Here is a 19048-nt window from a genome sequence, read left to right as displayed (position 1 = left end):
CATGCGCAAGAAGCTTCGCTTCCTTTCGTCCATCGCGCTCGCGTTTCTTCTCACCGTCCCGGCCCACGCAGCGGGCTCCGGCATGCCTTGGGAACAGCCGCTGCAGCAGATCCTTGAGTCGGTGCAGGGACCGGTCGCCAAGATCGTCGCGGTGATCATCATCATCACCACCGGCCTGACCCTTGCTTTCGGTGACACGGCAGGCGGTTTTCGCCGGCTGATCCAGATTGTCTTCGGCCTGTCGATCGCCTTCGCGGCATCGAGCTTCTTTCTCTCCTTCTTCTCCTTCGGCGGCGGGGCACTCGTCTGATGGCCACCGGAGAGCAGCATATCGAGGGTTTCGAAGTCCCCGTTCACAGGGCATTGACTGAGCCGATCCTGCTGGGCGGCGCGCCGCGAGCGGTGGCGATCCTCAACGGCACGGTGGCCGCGGCAATAGGCCTTGGCCTGCAGCAGTGGATCGCCGGACTGGCGCTCTGGATCGCCGGCCACACCCTCGCGGTCTTTGCCGCTCGCCGCGATCCGGACTTCGCCAGCGTGCTTGTCCGTCATCTTCGCCTGAAGGGGTGGCTTGCATGCTGAACCTTTCGGAGTATCGCGGCAAAGCCGATCGGCTTGCCGATCATCTGCCCTGGGCCGCTTTGGTCGCGCCCGGCATCGTGCTCAATAAAGACAGTAGCTTCCAGCGAACCTTCCGGTTCCGTGGCCCCGACCTTGAAAGCGCGACCGAAGCCGAGTTGGTCGGCATCTGCGCACGAGCTAACAATGCGCTACGAAGGTTGGGCTCCGGATGGGGGTTGTTTTTCGAGGCCGAGCGCGTTGAAGCGCTGGGCTATCCGAGCTCGGCTTTTCCCGATGCTGCCTCATGGCTGGTCGATGAGGAACGGCGCGCGGCCTTCGAGGGCAAGGTCGCGCACTTCGAGAGTCGCTATCATCTGACCTTGGTCTTCATGCCGGCGCCAGATGGCCAGGCGCGGGCGGAAAGCGCACTGGTCGACTCGCATCACTCGGGAGGGGCTAGAGACTGGCGCCAGGAGCTGGCGTGGTTTCGCGACGAGACCGACCGCGTCCTGGATTTGCTGTCCGGCTTCATGCCGGAAGTGCGCGCCCTCGATGATGCCGAGACGCTAACCTATCTGCACGGCACAATCTCGACCTACCGCCATCCGGTCGCCATGCCGGAAACGCCAATGTATCTCGACGGTGTTCTGGTTGACGCGCCGCTTACCGGCGGCCTGGAGCCGATGCTGGGTGAGCAGCATCTGTGCACCCTCACCGTTCTTGGTTTCCCGAACGTCACCCGGCCAGGGATCCTCGACGCGCTCAACCATCAGGATTTCGCCTACCGCTGGATGACGCGCTTCATCCCGCTCGACAAGACGGAAGCCACAAAGACACTGACCCGGTTGCGCCGTCAGTGGTTTGCCAAGCGCAAATCGGTCGCAGCTATCCTGCGCGAGGTCGTGACCAACGAACCCGTCCCTCTCGTCGATAGTGACGCCGACAACAAGGCGCTCGATGCGGATGCCGCCCTTCAGGCATTGGGCGGCGATCACGTCGGCTTCGGCTATCTCACGACAACGGTGACGGTATGGGACCAGGACCGGCAGGCCGCCGCGGAAAAGCTCCGAGCGGTTGAGCGCATAGTCAATGGGCTCGGCTTCACCACGATCCGTGAAAGCATCAACGCGGTCGAGGCGTGGCTCGGCTCGTTGCCCGGTCATGTCTACGCTAACGTTCGCCAGCCGCTCGTTCACACGCTGAATCTTGCCCATGTCATGCCGCTGTCGTCGGCGTGGGCCGGTCCGGTGGACAACGAGCATCTCGCCAACGTGACTGGGACCGAATCCCCGCCGCTTCTCTTCGCAGAGACCAACGGGTCGACACCGTTTCGGCTTTCCACCCACGTCGGCGATGTCGGCCACATGCTGGTCGTTGGGCCGACCGGTGCCGGCAAGTCGGTTCTGCTCGCGCTAGTCGCTCTGCAGTTTCGACGCTATGCCGGGGCGCAGGTCTATGTCTTCGACAAGGGCAATTCGGCTCGTGCGGCAACACTGGCCATGGGCGGAGAACACCACGCGCTGGGCGCGGATGGTGCGCTTGCCTTCCAGCCACTGAGCAATATCGGCGACCAGACTACTCGCAGCTGGGCGGCGGAATGGATCGCCGGCCTCGTTGCCCATGAGAATGTCAGCGTTACGCCGGAGGTAAAGGAGGCGATCTGGTCGGCACTCATCAGCCTTGCCACCGCGCCGGCGCAGGAACGCACGCTCACTGGACTGTCGGTCCTGCTTCAGTCCAATGCGCTGAAATCCGCGTTGATGCCGTACACGCTCGATGGCCCATTCGGGCGTCTGCTCGATGCCGATGAAGATCGGCTGGCTTTGTCGGATGTGCAGTGTTTCGAGACCGAAGAGCTGATGCACAGCCAAGGCGCTGTGCTCCCGGTGCTCACCTATCTGTTCCATCGTCTCGAGGAGCGGTTCGACGGACGGCCGACGCTGCTGATGCTCGACGAGGCGTGGGTCTATCTCGACAACCCTCTCTTTGCCGCCCGCATCCGCGAATGGCTGAAGGTGCTGCGAAAGAAGAACGTCTCCGTCATTTTCGCCACGCAGTCACTTGCAGACATCGCTGCCTCGTCGATCGCGCCGGCAATCATCGAGAGCTGCCCACAGCGCATTTTTCTTCCCAATGACCGTGCCGTGGAACCGCAGGTGCGGGCAGCCTATGAGTGCTTCGGCCTGAACGAGCGGCAAATCGAATTGGTCGCCCGTGCCACACCGAAGCGCCAGTATTATCTGCAGTCGCGCCGCGGCAACCGCCTCTTCGAGCTCGGGCTCGGCCCGATCGCTCTTGCGCTCTGCGGCGCCTCTGATCCGGCCACGCAGACCCTGATCGACAAGGTGCTGTCAGAGCACGGACAGGAGGGCTTTGCCGCCCGGTTTCTGATTGCGCGCGGCCTCGATTGGGCTGCCGAGCTTCTCCAGCAATTCCCTCAACCAGACAAGGAGCAATCGTCATGATGCGGCGCCGCCTTCTCACCAGCCTGATCACCGTTTCCCTGATCGCAAAACCAATGGCCGACTACGTCCAGCCGGCCCACGCCCTGATCGTGTTCGATCCGTCGAATTATGCGCAGAACGTGCTGACAGCGGCACGTTCCCTGGAGCAGATAAACAACCAGATCCAGTCGCTTCAGAACCAGGCGACGATGCTGCAGAACATGGCGCGGCACCTTCAGCGCCTGGATTTTTCTTCCGTGGGCCAGCTCACAGGTTCGCTCCAACGGATCGACGGCCTGATGACCCAGGCCAGCGGCCTGAGCTTCGATCTCGACAAGCTTCAGAACCAGTGGCGTGTGCAATATCCGGAAAGCTACGACGCCACAATCGAGGTCAACGATGTGGCGAGCGCCGCGCGCGAGCGCTGGCAAAACGCCATGCAGGCGTTCCGCCAAACCATGAGCGCGCAGTCGCAGATCGTGGAGAACGTGCGGGCCGACGGCGACCTGCTTACCGATCTCGTCAACCGCAGTCAGGGCGCGGCAGGTGCCCTTGAGGCAAGCCAGGCCACCAATCAGCTGATCGCGCTTTCGACCAAGCAGCAGATGCAGATCCAGACGCTGCTCGCGACACAGTTCCGTGCTGAAGCCGAAGATGCTGCCCGCAAGGCGCAGTCCGAGGAAGCCGCCCGCGAGACGACGAAGCGTTTCCTGGGCACCGGCACGGCCTATCCCGGCAACTGATCAGCAGTTCTTCAAGACAACGAGGAAGACGGCGACATGAATGACCTCGGCGTCATCGATCGCTTTATGCAGACCTTCATCCGCTATATCGACAGCGGGTTCGGTCTGCTTTCGGGCGACGTCGCCTTTCTCACCACCATCCTGATCGGCATCGACATCACGCTGGCGGGCCTGGTCTGGGCGTTCGGCGGCGAACCCAATATTCTCGGTCGGCTCGTTCGAAAGGTGCTCTATGTCGGCGCCTTCGCGTTCATCCTGAACAATTTCCGAAGCCTTGCCGACATTATCTACCGCTCCTTTGCCGGGCTCGGCATCAACGCTTCGTCCGGCAATTTGTCCGCCGACAGTCTCCTGCGGCCAGGCCGCATTGCCGCGGCCGGCTTCGAGGGCGCCTGGCCGCTGCTCAATCAAGCGAGCCAGCTAGTCGGCTTCCCCGAGATCTTTGGCAACGCCCTGACCATCTTCGTGCTGCTTCTCGCCTGGTTCCTGGTTCTCATCGCCTTCTTCATCCTTTCCATCCAGCTTTTCATCACCATCCTGGAGTTCAAACTCACCACATTGGCCGGCTTTGTTCTGGTGCCCTTCGCGCTCTGGAACCGCTCGGCATTTCTGGCCGAGCGCGTGCTCGGCAATGTGATCTCGTCGGGCATTAAGGTGATGGTGCTTGCCGTCATCGTCGGCATCGGCTCCACGCTCTTCGGCGAGTTCGCTTCCGCCCTGCAAGGCAAGGAGCCGGACTTGGCCGCGGCCATGTCACAGGTACTAGGCGCGTTGGCGCTGCTTGGGCTCGGCATTTTCGGACCGGGAATTGCCTCGGGTCTTGTTTCCGGCGCGCCGCAGCTTGGCGCGGGAGCTGCACTCGGAACCACCGCGGCGGCCGCCGGATCAACGCTCGTTGCCGGAGGTGCGGCGCTTGCCGGCGCGCGCATGGCAACCGGCGGCGGTCTCGCCGCCGTTCGAGCCGGCACGGCCATGGGATCGGCTGCTTCCACAGCTTGGCAGATGAGGCGTGCAACATCGCACGAGTCCGGCCTCTCCGGCGTAGCTGCTGGACTGCAGGGCGTTGCCGGCGCAGCTGGCGGCGCCGCGATGCGGGGAATGCGATCTGCTACAGAACCATTCCGGCGCAGCGCCGATGCCGGCCGCGATGCCGCCTGGACCGCGACGGGCGGCACGCCGACCGCATCAATGACCGGAAACCCTGCCGCGTCAGGTGCCAATGCCGCGCCGGCGTGGGCGAGGCGCTTGCGTTCCGAACAGACCGCGCGCGCCCATCGCCACGCCGCCACGCAGGCCGTCCGCGATGGCGATCGGGGTGGAAGCGGCGCCAACCCCTCTCTCAACGATAAGGAAGACTAGATGCTCTTCAAGCGACCTGTTCAGCGTTACGGGAAGACGCCCCACCCCGTCACACCATACCAGAAGGCCGCCCAACTTTGGGACGAGCGCATCGGCACTGCGCGCGTGCAGGCAAGGAACTGGCGCCTGATGGCCTTTGGCTGCCTCGCTCTGGCCATCGGGCTCTCTGGTGGACTCTTGTGGCAGTCGATGCAGGGCCGCGTCGTGCCTTATGTTGTCGAGGTCGACCGCTTCGGTGAAACACGGGCTGTCGCGCCGGCAATCCAAACCTACGAGCCCGACGATGCCCAGATTGCCTGGCATCTCGGCCATTTCATCCAGAATGTCCGCTCCGTCTCCACCGATGCGGTGCTGGTGCGGCAGAATTGGCTCTCGGCCTACGACTTCGCCACCGACCGTGCAGCCCTCTTTCTCAATGAGTACGCTAAGGCCAATGACCCGTTCGGCAAGATCGGCACGCGCAGCGTCTCGGTGCAGGTGACGAGCGTGGTACGAGCGTCCGACAACTCCTTTCAAGTCAAATGGACCGAGCAGGTCTTTGAGCGCGGCAGCCTCGCCAGCACAACGCGTTGGACCGGGATCCTCACCATTGTGATCCGGCCGCCGAACAATACCGATCAGCTGCGCAAAAACCCGCTCGGCGTCTTCATCAATGCCATCGACTGGTCGCGCGAGCTGGACAGCGCCGCGCAGACTTCCGTTCCCCCAAAGGAGCCCGCCAATGACAAATAGACTCTCGTCGCTCCGCACTGCGCTGGTCCTGTCGGCGTCGACCGCGGTACTTTCGGCCTGTGCCTCGAAGCAGGTGCCGCCACCGCAGATTTCCTATGACCATGCTGACTTCAAGCCGGCCGCGATTGAGAAGGCGCCGGAGAAGCCCGTCAAGGTCGTGGAAGTGCCGAAACCGCTGCCGCTGCCCGGCCAGTTGCAGCCCGAGCCGGGCAAGGCTGCTGAAGACAAGCGCTCGCCTGAAGAACGTGTCGCCGATGCCAACAAGGCGGCGACGCAGCAACCCACCAAATATGGCTATGTGAATGCGGTGCAGGTTTACCCTTTTGCCGAAGGCGCGCTCTACCAGCTCTATGCCGCACCGGAGCGCGTCAGCGATATCGCTCTGCAGTCAGGCGAGAAACTCCAATCCGTGTCGGCCGGCGATACAGTGCGCTGGGTAATTGGCGACACCGTCAGTGGCTCCGGCGATGACCAGCGCACCCATGTGCTGGTGAAGCCCTTCGCGCCAGGACTTGCCACCAATCTGGTGATCACCACGGACCGGCGAAGCTATCACCTGCAGCTTCAAAGCACGGATAAGACCGCCATGGCGGCCATCTCCTGGACTTACAGCGAGGACCAGATCATCGCGCTACGCCGGCGCAATGCGCAGGCCGACGCCGCTATGCCAGTGGCGTCGAATGTGGCTCTCGAAAATATTCGTTTCCGCTATTCGATTACCGGCGACATGCCGCCCTGGAGGCCGACGCGCGCGTTCGATGATGGCAGCAAGGTCTACATCGAGTTCCCGCGCCGCATCGATCAGGGCGAGGCCCCGCCGCTCTTCATCGTCGGAGCTGACGGGGACAACCAGCTCGTCAACTACCGCATACGGGGCAACTATTACATCGTCGATCGCCTCTTCGCCGCGGCCGAACTGCGCCTCGGCGCCAAGCAGCAGCAGGTGGTGCGCATCACGAGGACCGACGGCAGGCAAGCGCCGCGGCGGATATTGCTCTTTTCGCGTCCCAGCAGGTGAGGGACGGCCCATGACGGATACTTCCCGCTCCGATGCTCCACCGAAACTCGATCCAGAACAGCTGCAGCTGCGGGCCTCACCTCGCCGCGCTGTGCGCTTCAAGCGCGGCATTATTGTCGCCATTGCAGCTGTTGGTTCCGGCACCGTTCTAGGCGTCACCATGATGGCGCTGCAGGGACCGGCGCTGCGCATCAAAGAGCAGGCTGACGAGCTTTACAACACTGAGCGGAAGCCAACCGCGGAGGCAATTGAAAGGCTGCCTAAGGACTATTCCGGGATCAAGCCCAAGCCTCCGGTGCTTGGACCACCGCTGCCCGGCGACCTCGGCCGCCCCATCCTTGAGCACCAACGCCAGCTGGGCATCGCGCCGAGCCAGGAGGTTTCGGCGGAGGAGCAGCGCCTTGCACAGCAGGCGATCGAGGCGCGCGAATCGCAAGTCTTCTTCCGGATCGAAAATCGACCCCGGCAAGCAGATGCCGCCGGCAACGGGCAGGGCGGGCGTCCACCCTTTGAGGCAACGGCTCCACAATCCGATGCCGCACGCGATTCAGCTTCCGTTGCACCGGCCGAGGGCGACCCTAACAATCAACAGCGCAAGCTCGATTTTGTCAGCCAGCGGAACACAAGTGGAATCTACAATCTGTATGCACTGCAGACGCCGGCTTCACCCTATCAGCTGATGGCCGGCAGCGTCATAGCAGCGAGCCTGATCACTGGCATCAATTCCGACTTGCCCGGCCTCGTCGTCGCACAGGTCACCGAGAATGTGCAGGACACAGTCACCGGCAGCACCTTGCTCATTCCGCAAGGCTCTCGCCTGATTGGCACCTATGACAGCGTTGTTGCCTTTGGACAAAGGCGCGCGCTGCTGGTCTGGCAACGGATACTGCTGCCCGACGGCTCTTCGATCGAAATTGACAATCTGCCGGCAACAGACACTGCCGGCTATGCGGGGCTTGAGGACAAGGTGGATTTCCATACCTGGCAGCTGATCAAAGGCGTTGCGCTGGCCACCTTGCTAGGGGTCGGCACGGAGCTGAGCCTCGGGGAAGAGGAAAGCGACCTGGTCAAAGCAATCCGCGAATCCGCTCAGCAGAACGTCAGTCAAGCTGGCCAGCGCATCACCGAGAAGAACCTCAATATCCAACCCACCATCACTGTCCGGCCCGGTTGGCCACTGCGCGTCATCGTGCACAAAGATCTTGTGCTGCGGCCGTACCCGAATTGACTGGAGTCATCATGACCAATCTGAAACTCGGCAAACTTCCGGATCGGACACCTTCGAAGATCACCATAAGCGTAAGTGCAGACATGAACCAAGCACTGAAGGACTATGCGGCGCTTTATCGTCAGACCTATGGCGAGTCCGAATCGGTAGCGGAACTGATCCCGTTCATGCTGGCGGAGTTCCTGGAGAGCGATCGAGCGTTTGCCAAGGCCAGAAAGGAAGTCGACAAGTCAGAGAAATCGCGGCAGCCAATTTCAGGGTCCGAATAAGTGACAGCGACCAGTGAGTCCGAGGGGGCACCTTTCTAGGCGGGCAAATGCATTGAAGCAATTTGCCGGCGACAAGCCGAAACATAGGGCACAATAGACGAGCTGATCCGCCCCGAACCAATGCCAGCTCTGCGCCGCAAATAGGACATTCGTCGGCCGCCAGAGGCCCTCCGAAAAGCGGACGTTCTCTGCGTGATTATCGTTGATCCGATACGTGGCCTCTTTGACTGCACACGCTGATCAACGTCAATGCAAAATATCTCCGTCTGCGCTGCATCGCGATAAGCAGCGGCGCTACAGCGAGCACCATCCAAGCTTTTCCGATGGCTTGACCCACGATGTAGTCTGGCTCTCCAAAAGCAATCTGAACGAATATTACGCTGTCCAGCAGCAGACCGACGACACTGCTCGCGACGGACGCGAGCACCAACCCGCGTCGTCGCAATCCTGTGAAAACCAGCAGATCAATCATCTCCGCAATCAAGAACGATGAAACGGAGGCGACGGCCTAGAATGGCGACGCGATTACCGCGGCAATGGCGCCACCAATTAACACGGCAGCGGCCGCCCAGCTAAGCCCAAGCGATTCCTGAACTAGGTCCCGAAGTACGAAGGCTAGGTCTGCAAGCAGGACTCCTGATGGTGCCAGGATGCCGGGCCACACCGGGATGAGACACGGCCCATCGGGGACGCAAAAAGTGCCAACGTGTGCGATGAGCCAGTCCGCCGCCGGCACACAGCCGATGAAGGCTGCTAGAGAAACCCACCCCGCCGCGCGGTTCAGTCCGATGAAACTAGATATCGGACGCATCATTCTCGCCGGCTTCGCCATAAAATGACGAGGTGTCGACCGTCATATCTTGGATGACCGGCACTTCGTCGACCAGACTGCCATGAAAGGTTCCGGGGAAACTCTCAGACGTCTCCAACGGATCTGCGGTGTCCATCCCGTAACGCAGGACGACATACCAGGTCAGCGGTCCCTGGAAGTCGTTGCCGTCAAAACGGATCTCTTTCTCAAATGTCTCTATGGTGTCGACCTGGGTGGACGATGAAAGCGCGTCGAGGTCTGACCAAGCTTGCGTTTCCTGGTAATCCTTGGCCTGGACCGCTTCTATGACCTGCTGCCGCCGCGCGGTTGTGTTGTCATTCATATCCGTCACCCGATCATTGCGGTGCCGATGCCGATGCGTTCGACATAGCGCCACTTCAACATTTCGCAGAGGCCTACTATGTCCGGATAGATGTGACTGTGATCCACACCCATCTTGAAGAGCGTTCTGCGGAACCTGGGCCTCATTGCTGATGGTATGACGAACTTATCAGAGTTCTCCGGCACCCAGGCTCTGTCCGGCTGGTGATGAACCGAGAAGAGGCCCCGTTGGTTCACTATCCTGGGAGCCGACTTTGCCGGGACAAGAAACATCACGCGATCGATCGTGAAAGGGTCTGGGTTCTTCAACGGGTCAACAATGTCGTCGGCGGGAATATTGACCGCATGCACGACTGCATCGTCTTTTGGATTTCCGCTCGATATCGCAAAATAGCAAGCCACCAACGGGTTAGTGGTCCAATCGAGCAGACGCGTCGGAAGGCCATGATGTTGAGCAACAGCAAGCCAATTCCAGGCGCCGGTGACGGGTAGCTGGAACATCGGCTCGGCGGACTGCTGAAATGCTCGAAAGACCCTTTCCTCGTTAATGGCAGAATATACCGCAGGTGGTCGTCCGACGGTCGGAATGTGCTCATGCAATACCGAGCCGCATCCGCGAAACACGCGCATCGGATGCGCCTTTGCGTCAATGAACTCTATGAATTTCATCCACCGCGCCTGAGTGTCGCGGACCATCTCCTCAAACCTCTCCGGGCCGGGCGCGCCGTGCGGACGCCTGTCGGCCACGTAGGGAGATGTCTTGCGAGGCGGCAATGTCATTGCGACGGGACCTTCATCGCGTGGTAGAGTGCGGTTGGGTAATCGCCCGCGATTCGCGAGGCTGGAAAGCACAGCTCAACCGTGCGCCGATCGCGCTCGGGCCAGAACACAACCTTCGGCTCACCTACCTGCTCACGAATTTCTGCGCTGAGTGCGATGTTCTCGCTTGATCCCATGATCAGGAGGTCGATCGGCCCTTTCGCCTTGTCTTGGTCTATGAACGCGAAGGCTGGCGCTCCGCCCAGGGTCTCGATCCAACCTTGCGTTTGAACAACCAGCGACTTTGCCTCAAAGCAACCGACACCAAGGACCCGCAAACGTTGTTCGTTCATCCGACTGACACGAAGCTGCGACAGGTTCTCCGCAGAAACCAGGGGCAGTCGAGCATCCTCGATGAAATGTGCGATGCTCCTTGCCGCAAAATCAGCTGCTTCCGCAGGTTCCAGTCCGCGTTCGCCCCACGCATGCGCAAAGGCGGCCGCAAGAACGTCTCCGACGCCAATCCGGAAGTAACTCTCAGCGTTGTAGCTGGGAATGGAAATGGGGGGGCCGCCGAAGAACACCTGGATACCTCCCAACCGATCCCGGCACAGCAGAACCTGTGGAGACGGCTTTGAGTCAAAAATGTTGTCGGCTGCCTGCGTAAGTTTCTCCGGAGTTGGCATTGCCCCGCGTCCGAAGCCGCCGAAACCGAGGAGTTCCTCGCTTGACACGATCATCGCCAACCTCTCAGCCGTCGATCCATTTTTGTGGTATGGCTCGTAAGAATTCTGAGGGTCGTAGACGACAGTTCGGCCTTCTACCTTTGCGCTGCCCTCCATAAACCCGAAGCGCAACACGACGTCGCCTTGCAGTTCCAAAGCTGCTTCCTGCTGATCGACGTCCAGCGCGTCAGGGATGAACGACTTCTGCAACGTATCGAGATACTCGAAAATCAGCTCGTGCTCGGTCGGTACTAGGTTCCCGACGATGCCAAAACTGGAGAGCGTTGCCTTGGCGTCATCTCTCCAGATCGAGGGCACATAGGTGTGGAGCACGGTATCGTCCGATAGCCCGCTAGCCGCAATGGCCGCGCGCATCCCTGATCCGAACAATCGTTCCCACTTGGGATACTGGCAGCGTTCAAGATAGGTCGAGCCGGCGATGATCATTATGCCCTCTCCACCGCTACAGAACACCGAGAGGCAGAAACGAACTGTATGGTCGCGATGTAGCGCGCCCCACCCTCAACGCAGCCGATCAGCTGTGCCAGACCTTGAAACGCAGCGAGCGTCCCCACGATCTCGCCGGCATTCGTTGCGCAAACGAGGCTGCGCCATTGGCCATTCATCGAAATCTGAACGATGAGCTCGTCGCCCTTCTCCAGTCCTGGTACCTCGTCTGGTCTGAAACCTACGAGATCCAGTTCAAAACTCAGATCGCAGCCGTCTTCGAGCACCACGGGCTTGCGATTGGTCGCGGCCTGGCGGGCGCCGCTCGGTGCATAGCCCCCCATCAGGCCGCTCCTCTCTTGGATCGAGGGTAAGTCGTCTCCACGCACTCACGATGTTTGAGGCAGCCATTGCACTGACCGCAGGCATACTCGTGGACATGACAGGAAAAGGTAAGGCCGATCAGCTCGTATGGGAAACCTGAGGTGCGCAGAAGCGTCTTCGTCGACATTCGCCGCGCCGGCGCGCTGACGCGCACCTGCCCCTCCTGAAGCGCGAGGGTGCGATCGAGCGCCTTCAGGAACGGCGCCTTTCCATCAGCATGATGGTCCGTCGACACGGAACCGAGAAGGATCTCGGTCAGACCTTCGGGCATGAATTTCATCGCCGCAAGCGTCACCAGCATCTGGTTGCGGTATGGCCAGAACTCCGCCGCTGAGGCACCAGGCGCCTCACCCTTCCCAGCCATCGCACCCGATCCAAGCGGAGTGAGATCGGCGCAGATCGTGCGATGCTCAAGACCGATCCGGCTGCACAGCGCGGCTGATGCGCCAATCTCCCCATTGGCGGCGCGCTGACCATAGTTGATCGTGACACACAGTTCCGGCCGCAGCCACCAGGCCAGCGCCGAAGAGTCCAGCCCACCGGAGAACAGCAGCGCCCTCATCTCATGGAACTCCAAATCGCCTGGTAGATCGCGGTCGTGAAATCGCCAGTGATCAGACAGCCGGTGCCTTCCAGCATTGTGAGACTTTCGGGACGCGGTGATTCAGCCAGCGCAACCACCGGAATTCCGAGATTTCGAGCGTACCCGACCTCGAAAAGAGTGCCCGCGTCTTCCCCGTCAATGACCGCGAGAACCGCGTTGCAAGTGCGGAGGCCCTTCAAATCCTGGCCGGCGATGTATTCAGCGCCACCGTGCGAGCCCACCTCATGGATGGGCGAGAACGTTTGTCCGCCCAACATCTCCAGGCAGCCTCGCATCTCATCGACAAGCCACCGCTGCGCCAGCGTGAAAAAAGGCGCAGCAATATACACGTGACCGGCCGTTCCCTCGGCAGGGCATCGCGTCAGCTCTTCGACGCCTTCGAGCAAAACCTGTGGTTCACGCGTTGAGACGTACCGGGCAACGGCGCGAGAGGCGAAATCCGCCGCCTGTGCTGCCGGCCAATCCCGCTCGCCCCATAGATGAGCGAACACCGCGCTGAAAATATCGCCAGACCCCAACTTGAAAACGGTTTCGGATCGGTAGGCGGGCAACTGCACATTTCCGCCGGGCTGAATGACGACAACTCCGAACGGGCCGCGTTTGACCACAATCACGTCGGCCTTGAAGCGATCACGCACGGTCTCATACGACCAGATGTCGCGTCCGTCTTCGCCCGCGCCGTATTCGAGCTCCGCCTCGTTGAGAACGATCGCGAGTTCCTTTGCAGTGGAACCGTTGGCGTGAAAGAGCAACGCCGCCGAAGGATGCTGCGGGTCGTAAATCGCCCGCCTGGCACCGATGACGGCGTCACCCTCGACCATCCCAAAGCGCAGCACGACATCGCCAGTCGCGGAAAGCGATGGAAGCTGCTTGCCAGGAGCGCCGATGAGCTCCGAAACCGATAACGGGTGGAAATAGTGGAAGGCAATATCGGAGGTAATCTCACGCAGATCCGTCGTCACGCCAAGCCCGTGCATCGTTTGGCGGACATCTTCGGCCCAACCGGTATAGGTGTAAGCCGTCAGGTGAGAGTCAGGTGAAAGCGCGGACAAAGCTACGGCGGCTCGCCCTGCTGAGCCGAAAATGCGCGACCAGTAGGGACGAACGCACTCCTCGCGGTAGACGCCACCGACAATGATCATGGTGTGCGACCACCAACGACATGACAGTGGCCCGAGCCGATTTCTGTGACCTCCACGCTATAGCGCACGCCGGCTCCTAGGCATTCGAGGAATGTTGCGTACTTCTCGAAAGCGTTGAACGATCCAACGATCACGCCATCAGACCTGATGGCTACAGCGACAGGGTGTCGATCCCGGAACTCTATATCTACCCGAAGAATGTCACCCTTCTTCAGTGCAACGAGCGCAGGAAGCCGAATGCCCTGCAGGTCAGTGTCGATGCGAATGTCGCATCGATCCGCTCCTTCTACTCCCCCCAAGCCAAGGCCGAGCTTGCTCTTGCTTGCTGTCGGCGCGCTCGAATGATCGGCGTTCCTGTTACCACCTGTCGGTATTCGCTTCCCAGCCATCGAATCAAGCCTCCCATTTCGAAGATTAGGAGGTTGCTCGATCGAAGGTAAGCGGGTCAGCCGAACAGTATGCGCATATCCCGCCACATAATTGCGTCTAGAAGGGAGGCCCTGACCTGGATCGCCCGAGCGAACTCAAGGAATTTCTTTTCAAGCGCCTCATAATCTTTTGGAAGGCGATATTTTGTGGGAAACAATCCCATCAACTCACCGGCCCGAAGGACATGAATATCAAGAATAGCGACCTCGTCGCTACCCAACCAGTTCCGCACAATCCAAGAAGCTGTCTTGGGGCCAATCCCGGGTAGTTCCAAGAGCTGCCGACGAAGGACAATCGGATCATCGGTTTCCGGCGGCTTCTCTCGGATCGCATTCAGCGCGACGTGCAGACGGTCGGCCCGCTGCCGCGGATAGCGGTATTTGTGCCGCCTACCCTCCACCAGCAGCGGCATGCTGAGCAAATCCTCGATTTCCTGCCGGGAAGGGACCGGGTTCGCGGAGAATACGCCCGCCTCGTAGAGATGCTCCCAAGCGGCGCGGTTCAGCTCCATTTTCACGCCGTATCCGCCGAGCAAGCAGAAAGCCAAGTCTTCAGCCAGTGGCGTGCCTTTCGGGCTGATGTAGTCCTCAGGGTCATCGGCCTCGAACTCGGCCATCTTTGACCAGTACGCGGGACTTCCTGCCCAACCACTAAGCCCAAAGCGGACGCCCGGAAGAACTTCGTCCTCCGGGCCAAAACGACGAGAGGTTTCCGAACTAGCGATCATGTTCGCAAATCTATATGTATTCCATATGCAAAGCAAGATTCCGGATATTGCCCGCAGGATTGATCTCAAGCGACGCGAGACCTCCATGACACAGATGGACCTAGCGGCTTGCCTTAATGTCGACCAAGGCCACTTATCGAAAGTTCTTGCTGGAAAAGAGCCTGTCTCGACGAAAATGCGACTTCGCATGGCCAGTCTGTTGAACTCTTGGCCGGCGCCGAGATCGGCTGACCCGGCACTCGAAGCTGAACTCATCTCAGAGCTACGCAGATCGCCGATTTTCCGAGAGTTTATTCGCGCAGCGCTCAAAATGCATAAATCGTAATGTCACAATATGCATTCGTAGCACCGATACTGGATTCGAGCGCAGAATTTCGCGGGCAACACGGTCTGCGAAGCCCCCGATTTCGAGTCGAGCTATCCAAGTTGAGCATGGCCAACATAGAGAGCGGTCAGACACAAACCGCTCTTGTCTGGGATGAGGTTTTTGGAGCGTTGTGAGGGAGGCTTCAGCAAACATGATCGCGAACGTAGCTAACCCGCGTTGGATTCGGTCGCATCACCGGCAATTTTGTCAGCGAATCGTCGTCGCACCCGCTACAACCGCCGTCAGGCTAAGCAACGACGCTCGGAAATCGGAGAGGTAGACTTGAAGCTTACACGTCTCAAAATTCGCAATTTCCGAAACTTCAAAAACCTGGACGTCCAGCTCGACGGAAGTGCCGTCATTGTCGGCGAGAACCGGGTCGGAAAAAGCAATCTGCTGTACGCACTCAGGCTGATTTTTGACCCGACGCTTCCAGACAGCGCAAGGCAACTCACGCTGGCGGATTTTTGGGACGGAGTGGCGACGCCAAGCGCAACCGACACGATCTCGGTCTCGGTTGAAATACAAGATTTCGAAAGCGATCTCGACGTTCTGCGCGTCCTGACAGATTTCCGCTTGGACGCCGATCCGTCCATTGTCCGCCTCTCCTACGAGTTTCGCCCGCTCGCCAACCTCCCCGGCGCTCCTGCATCCGACGATGATTACGAGTTCATCTGCTTCGGTGGAGAGAGTGAAACCAAGAGATTCGGTCACGACGTTCGGCGACGGATAGTGATGGACTTGCTTCCTGCACTCAGAGACGCAGAGGCCGACCTGTCAAACTGGCGACGCTCTCCGCTAAGGCCTCTGGTCGAATCGGCGTTCGGCAGTGTTGACCGCGACGACCTAGAAGCCATCAAGGACGCGATCGAGACGGCTACCGCGCAGCTGACCGACTTCGATGCCGTAGATGAACTACAAGACGATCTTCGGACACTCTTCCTGCAGCTCAGTGGTACCAAGCAAGATGTGAAACCGAGCCTTGGATTTGGAGCAACCGACATTGCCCGCGTGTATCGTAACGTCAGGCTGCTGATCGACGACGGCAAGCGGACGATCTCAGACGCCAGCCTCGGTTCATCGAACATCGTTTTCCTCGCGCTAAAGGCACTGGAGCTCAAGCGCCAGATCGACGAGAACAAGAGAGATCACACGCTCTTCGCCATCGAGGAGCCCGAGGCGCATCTCCATCCACACCTGCAGCGATCCGTCTATCGGCACCTGTTCACTGGCCTTGCTGGGCGAGATGATGTGGGCTCCATATCGATATTTCTGACAACGCATTCTCCGCATATCGCGAGCATCGCGCCCCTGAATTCCATCGTTTTGCTGAAGGATGCATTTAACGAGGGAACCGTAGCCACATCCGCCGCGCAGATGACCCTTACGACCACCGAGCGCGACGATCTTGCGCGATACCTGGACGTAACGCGCGCGGAAATCCTATTTGCACGCGGTATCGTTCTGGTCGAAGGAGATGCCGAGAAGTTTCTCGTTCCCGAGTTCGCAAAACAGTTGAATATCGACCTCGACAAGCTGGGGATTTCGATCTGCTCGGTCGCGGGAACGAATTTTAGGCCCTACGTGAAGTTCTTGACCTCCCTCGGGATTCCGATTGCCGTAATCACCGACTGGGATCCTGCACCAGGAAAAACACCGCTAGGCATCGCCCGCGCAACAAAGCTGTGTCTTCTGATCGAAGGACTTAAAGATGGAGGCAATGTTGCGGGCCTCAGAGATGAGATCAAGCGGGTCAACGATGATGAGGATGAAGACGACCTCGCGGAGAAATTCGAGGAGTTCGGCATCTTCACCAATGCGCACACGCTGGAAGTGGACCTCTTCAAGGGGGAGTTCGCAGACGAAATCCTGGACGTACTCGACACCGTCCAGTTCGGACCCACTCGAAAACAGAAGATATCTGATTGGCGCGCCGACAACAGCGACCTCGACGTCGACGAGTATCTCAAGATGATCGAGATGCCAGGAAAAGGCCGCTTTGCCCAGCGCCTCGCTTCCAAGATAGCCGGCATTGAACCGCCCGCATACATCCGCAAAGCGCTGGAGTTCGTGGCGGCCCGTGTCTAGCCCAAAGATCTATCTCCGAGCCGCCGAGGACCTTCGTGAGAATGAAGGTCAGTGGGACGCCTATGATTCAACCGGGCACTGTGTTGTTCTCGCCGGCCCGGGAAGCGGCAAGACCAAGATACTGACCCTTAAGCTAGCGAGAATGCTCGCCGAGGATGTAGAAGAGCCCCGCGGAATAGCGTGCATCACCTACAACAACGAGTGTGCGCGAGAGCTTGAGGACCGCCTCAGCGCCTTGGGGGTCGAACCCAGCAAACGCGTCTTCATCGGCACGGTTCACTCCTTCTCGCTGACGCAGATCATTCTCCCTTACGCAAAAGTCGCGCGGATGGGCTTGCCAGACGACTTTCAAGTTGCGACGCGGGCAGAGCGGGCACTTGCATTAGACAGAGCTTATCGGCGCATAGGCGGGGGACCGCAGAACCCGCAAAATTTGGATTTCCCGATGGGGACATACCGCCGTTCGATCCTGAACCGGGAAACGGCCCAGTGGCGAGAATCAGACCCAAGGATGGCGGCGCTCGTGGAAGCGTTTGAAGCTGAATTGCGATCGCTCGAACGCATCGACTTCGACGACATGCCCCTGTTGGCAGTTCGCGCACTACGGCAGCATGATTGGCTGCAGAGAGCGGTACTCGCCAAATATCCCATACTTGCTGTAGACGAGTATCAGGATCTGGGTCGAGCTCTACACCGTATGGTAATGGGCTTTTGCTTCAGCACTGGAATGCGCCTATTCGCGGTCGGAGATGTCGATCAGTCGATTTACGGATTTAACGGTGCGAATCCCGAACTGCTCCAGCAGATAGCCGATCGCACAGACGTTGAGACGGTGCAACTTCGCTTGAACTACCGCAGTGGGTCGCGGATCATCACAGCCTCCACTTATGCCTTGGGAGAAGACCGAGGTTACCAGGCAGCCGAAGGCTCGCCAGAGGGAGCAGTCTATTTCCACCCTCGGCCCGGAGGGAGCTATGATCAGCAGGCAAGCTATGTCTTCGATACGCTTCTACCGGCCATTCAAGAGAGATTACCGGGCATCGGGATTGGCGACGTTGCCCTCGTGTATCCCGCGGCATGGATCGGGGATGCTTTGGCAACGGCTGCCGCGGCACGTTCCGTCGCGATACTGCGAACCGACGGGAACTCCATATACCCGCGCAACAGCCGCTTGATGAGATGGATCGAGCTATGCGCAGAATGGTGTTGTGCCGGGTGGCGAACCGGCGTGCCACGTTTCATCAGAGTCGCGAACGAAGGATCGAGGTTCTTTTCCGAGGAGCTGCCTGACGAAATTGCGCAGCTGGAATTCCAGAGACAGCTCGTTCAGTTTCTTTGGGATCGCCGCGATGCGACAGTGCACCTGCGCGACTGGCTCGAAAGCCTGTATACGGAGCTCCTGTCCGGCCTGCTCACCGGCGCTCGGTCTCTCCAGGACGAACGCGAGACGTTCCTGACGTTTTTGGACCGATGCACGGATGGAGACTGCAGCCACATGGTCCTGTCGGAGTTCGCCGGACAGAGTGACGGAGATCACCTCAAGCTGACTACGCTACACAGCTCGAAGGGGCGCGAATTTTCAGCCGTGGTTATGTTCGGAATGGATGAAGGCAGAATACCCCGCACGGGTGACTCGGGTCGAAGACTTGTCGAGGCACGGCGGCTCTTCTACGTCGGGTTCACCAGGGCAAAGCGGGAGGTGCATATCGTGTATTCCGCGCACAATCCCTCGCAATTTGTCAGCGAGGTGGAGGAGCGACTTATAGGCTAGCTGCGTGGTTTGTGGATCATAGTAAGTCTGCCGTTTGGTTTTTTCCCATCTGTCGAGGTTTCAAGGAGTCTGCTTTCGCCAGCGACCAACCGATAGTG

Annotated in this window: 19 protein-coding genes and 1 pseudogene; 11 read left to right on the top strand and 9 right to left on the bottom strand. The window is 59.8% G+C overall.

Features of this window, described 5'->3' with window-relative positions; genetic code table 11:
- The first annotated feature begins 1 nt into the window (after position 1).
- The 9 genes from NKJ12_RS26930 to NKJ12_RS26890 are packed head-to-tail and all read left to right on the top strand — an operon-like array spanning position 2 to position 8354.
- Complete coding sequence (locus NKJ12_RS26930) at positions 2-310, top strand: TrbC/VirB2 family type IV secretion system protein (RefSeq protein WP_352706199.1); 309 nt, start codon at positions 2-4, stop codon at positions 308-310.
- On the top strand, positions 310-582 hold the full coding sequence (locus tag NKJ12_RS26925) for a VirB3 family type IV secretion system protein (protein WP_023680309.1): 273 nt from the start codon (positions 310-312) through the stop codon (positions 580-582). Before NKJ12_RS26930 ends, NKJ12_RS26925 begins: the two co-directional genes overlap by 1 nt.
- Positions 576-3026: a conjugal transfer protein TrbE gene (gene trbE / locus NKJ12_RS26920; protein WP_352706197.1), complete on the top strand. Its 2451-nt coding sequence runs from the start codon at positions 576-578 to the stop codon at positions 3024-3026. Before NKJ12_RS26925 ends, trbE begins: the two co-directional genes overlap by 7 nt.
- Positions 3023-3748 (top strand): P-type conjugative transfer protein TrbJ, encoded by a 726-nt coding sequence (gene trbJ / locus NKJ12_RS26915; protein WP_352473678.1) that lies wholly within the window; start codon positions 3023-3025, stop codon positions 3746-3748. Before trbE ends, trbJ begins: the two co-directional genes overlap by 4 nt.
- A 36-nt stretch (positions 3749-3784) precedes the next feature.
- Positions 3785-5107, top strand: coding sequence for a P-type conjugative transfer protein TrbL (gene trbL, locus NKJ12_RS26910; protein WP_352706194.1), 1323 nt, complete (start codon positions 3785-3787; stop codon positions 5105-5107).
- On the top strand, positions 5108-5839 hold the full coding sequence (trbF, locus tag NKJ12_RS26905; RefSeq protein ID WP_352706192.1) for a conjugal transfer protein TrbF: 732 nt from the start codon (positions 5108-5110) through the stop codon (positions 5837-5839).
- Positions 5829-6857, top strand: coding sequence for a P-type conjugative transfer protein TrbG (gene trbG / locus NKJ12_RS26900; RefSeq protein ID WP_352706189.1), 1029 nt, complete (start codon positions 5829-5831; stop codon positions 6855-6857). The genes trbF and trbG overlap by 11 nt, the downstream gene beginning before the upstream one ends.
- A 10-nt stretch (positions 6858-6867) precedes the next feature.
- A complete protein-coding gene (locus NKJ12_RS26895) occupies positions 6868-8085 on the top strand; it encodes a TraB/TrbI/VirB10 family type IV secretion system protein (protein WP_352706187.1) in 1218 nt (405 codons plus the stop codon).
- Between the two features lie 11 nt (positions 8086-8096).
- Positions 8097-8354, top strand: coding sequence for a DUF2274 domain-containing protein (locus NKJ12_RS26890; protein WP_352622081.1), 258 nt, complete (start codon positions 8097-8099; stop codon positions 8352-8354).
- A 196-nt stretch (positions 8355-8550) separates the two neighbouring features.
- Here the strand turns inward: NKJ12_RS26890 and NKJ12_RS26885 are convergent.
- From NKJ12_RS26885 to NKJ12_RS26845, 9 genes and pseudogenes are all read right to left on the bottom strand, one after another.
- Positions 8551-8850, bottom strand: a pseudogene (locus tag NKJ12_RS26885) (VUT family protein); the annotation flags it as partial.
- 298 nt (positions 8851-9148) lie between these two features.
- Positions 9149-9508, bottom strand: a complete 360-nt coding sequence (locus tag NKJ12_RS26880) for a pPIWI-associating nuclease domain-containing protein (RefSeq protein WP_352706185.1) — start codon at positions 9506-9508, stop codon at positions 9149-9151.
- A 5-nt stretch (positions 9509-9513) separates the two neighbouring features.
- Positions 9514-10176 (bottom strand): FRG domain-containing protein, encoded by a 663-nt coding sequence (locus NKJ12_RS26875; RefSeq protein ID WP_352706183.1) that lies wholly within the window; start codon positions 10174-10176, stop codon positions 9514-9516.
- 107 nt (positions 10177-10283) lie between these two features.
- Entirely contained in the window at positions 10284-11438 is a 1155-nt protein-coding gene (locus NKJ12_RS26870; protein ID WP_352706181.1) for a hypothetical protein, read from the bottom strand.
- A complete protein-coding gene (locus NKJ12_RS26865; RefSeq protein WP_352706179.1) occupies positions 11438-11782 on the bottom strand; it encodes a hypothetical protein in 345 nt (114 codons plus the stop codon). Before NKJ12_RS26865 ends, NKJ12_RS26870 begins: the two co-directional genes overlap by 1 nt.
- Complete coding sequence (locus NKJ12_RS26860) at positions 11782-12384, bottom strand: 7-cyano-7-deazaguanine synthase (RefSeq protein WP_352706177.1); 603 nt, start codon at positions 12382-12384, stop codon at positions 11782-11784. Before NKJ12_RS26860 ends, NKJ12_RS26865 begins: the two co-directional genes overlap by 1 nt.
- Complete coding sequence (locus NKJ12_RS26855) at positions 12381-13568, bottom strand: nucleoside 2-deoxyribosyltransferase (RefSeq protein ID WP_352706175.1); 1188 nt, start codon at positions 13566-13568, stop codon at positions 12381-12383. Before NKJ12_RS26855 ends, NKJ12_RS26860 begins: the two co-directional genes overlap by 4 nt.
- Positions 13565-13957, bottom strand: coding sequence for a hypothetical protein (locus NKJ12_RS26850; RefSeq protein WP_352706173.1), 393 nt, complete (start codon positions 13955-13957; stop codon positions 13565-13567). The genes NKJ12_RS26855 and NKJ12_RS26850 overlap by 4 nt, the downstream gene beginning before the upstream one ends.
- Positions 13958-14013: 56 nt before the next feature.
- Positions 14014-14613: an 8-oxoguanine DNA glycosylase gene (locus NKJ12_RS26845; RefSeq protein ID WP_352706171.1), complete on the bottom strand. Its 600-nt coding sequence runs from the start codon at positions 14611-14613 to the stop codon at positions 14014-14016.
- 760 nt (positions 14614-15373) lie between these two features.
- Between NKJ12_RS26845 and NKJ12_RS26840 the strand changes: the two genes are divergently transcribed.
- Both NKJ12_RS26840 and NKJ12_RS26835 read left to right on the top strand, forming a co-directional pair.
- The gene (locus NKJ12_RS26840; RefSeq protein WP_352706168.1) at positions 15374-17179 is read left to right on the top strand and encodes an ATP-dependent nuclease; all 1806 of its coding nucleotides are present in this window, start codon (positions 15374-15376) and stop codon (positions 17177-17179) included.
- Positions 17172-18950, top strand: a complete 1779-nt coding sequence (locus tag NKJ12_RS26835; RefSeq protein ID WP_352706166.1) for an ATP-dependent helicase — start codon at positions 17172-17174, stop codon at positions 18948-18950. Before NKJ12_RS26840 ends, NKJ12_RS26835 begins: the two co-directional genes overlap by 8 nt.
- The last annotated feature ends 98 nt before the right edge of the window (positions 18951-19048 follow it).

Origin of the sequence: Mesorhizobium sp. M0195, assembly GCF_040322115.1 — a bacterium.
Taxonomy (GTDB): domain Bacteria; phylum Pseudomonadota; class Alphaproteobacteria; order Rhizobiales; family Rhizobiaceae; genus Mesorhizobium.
Note: the sequence above shows the minus strand (reverse complement) of the source record. Positions and strands in the feature narration are given on the sequence as shown.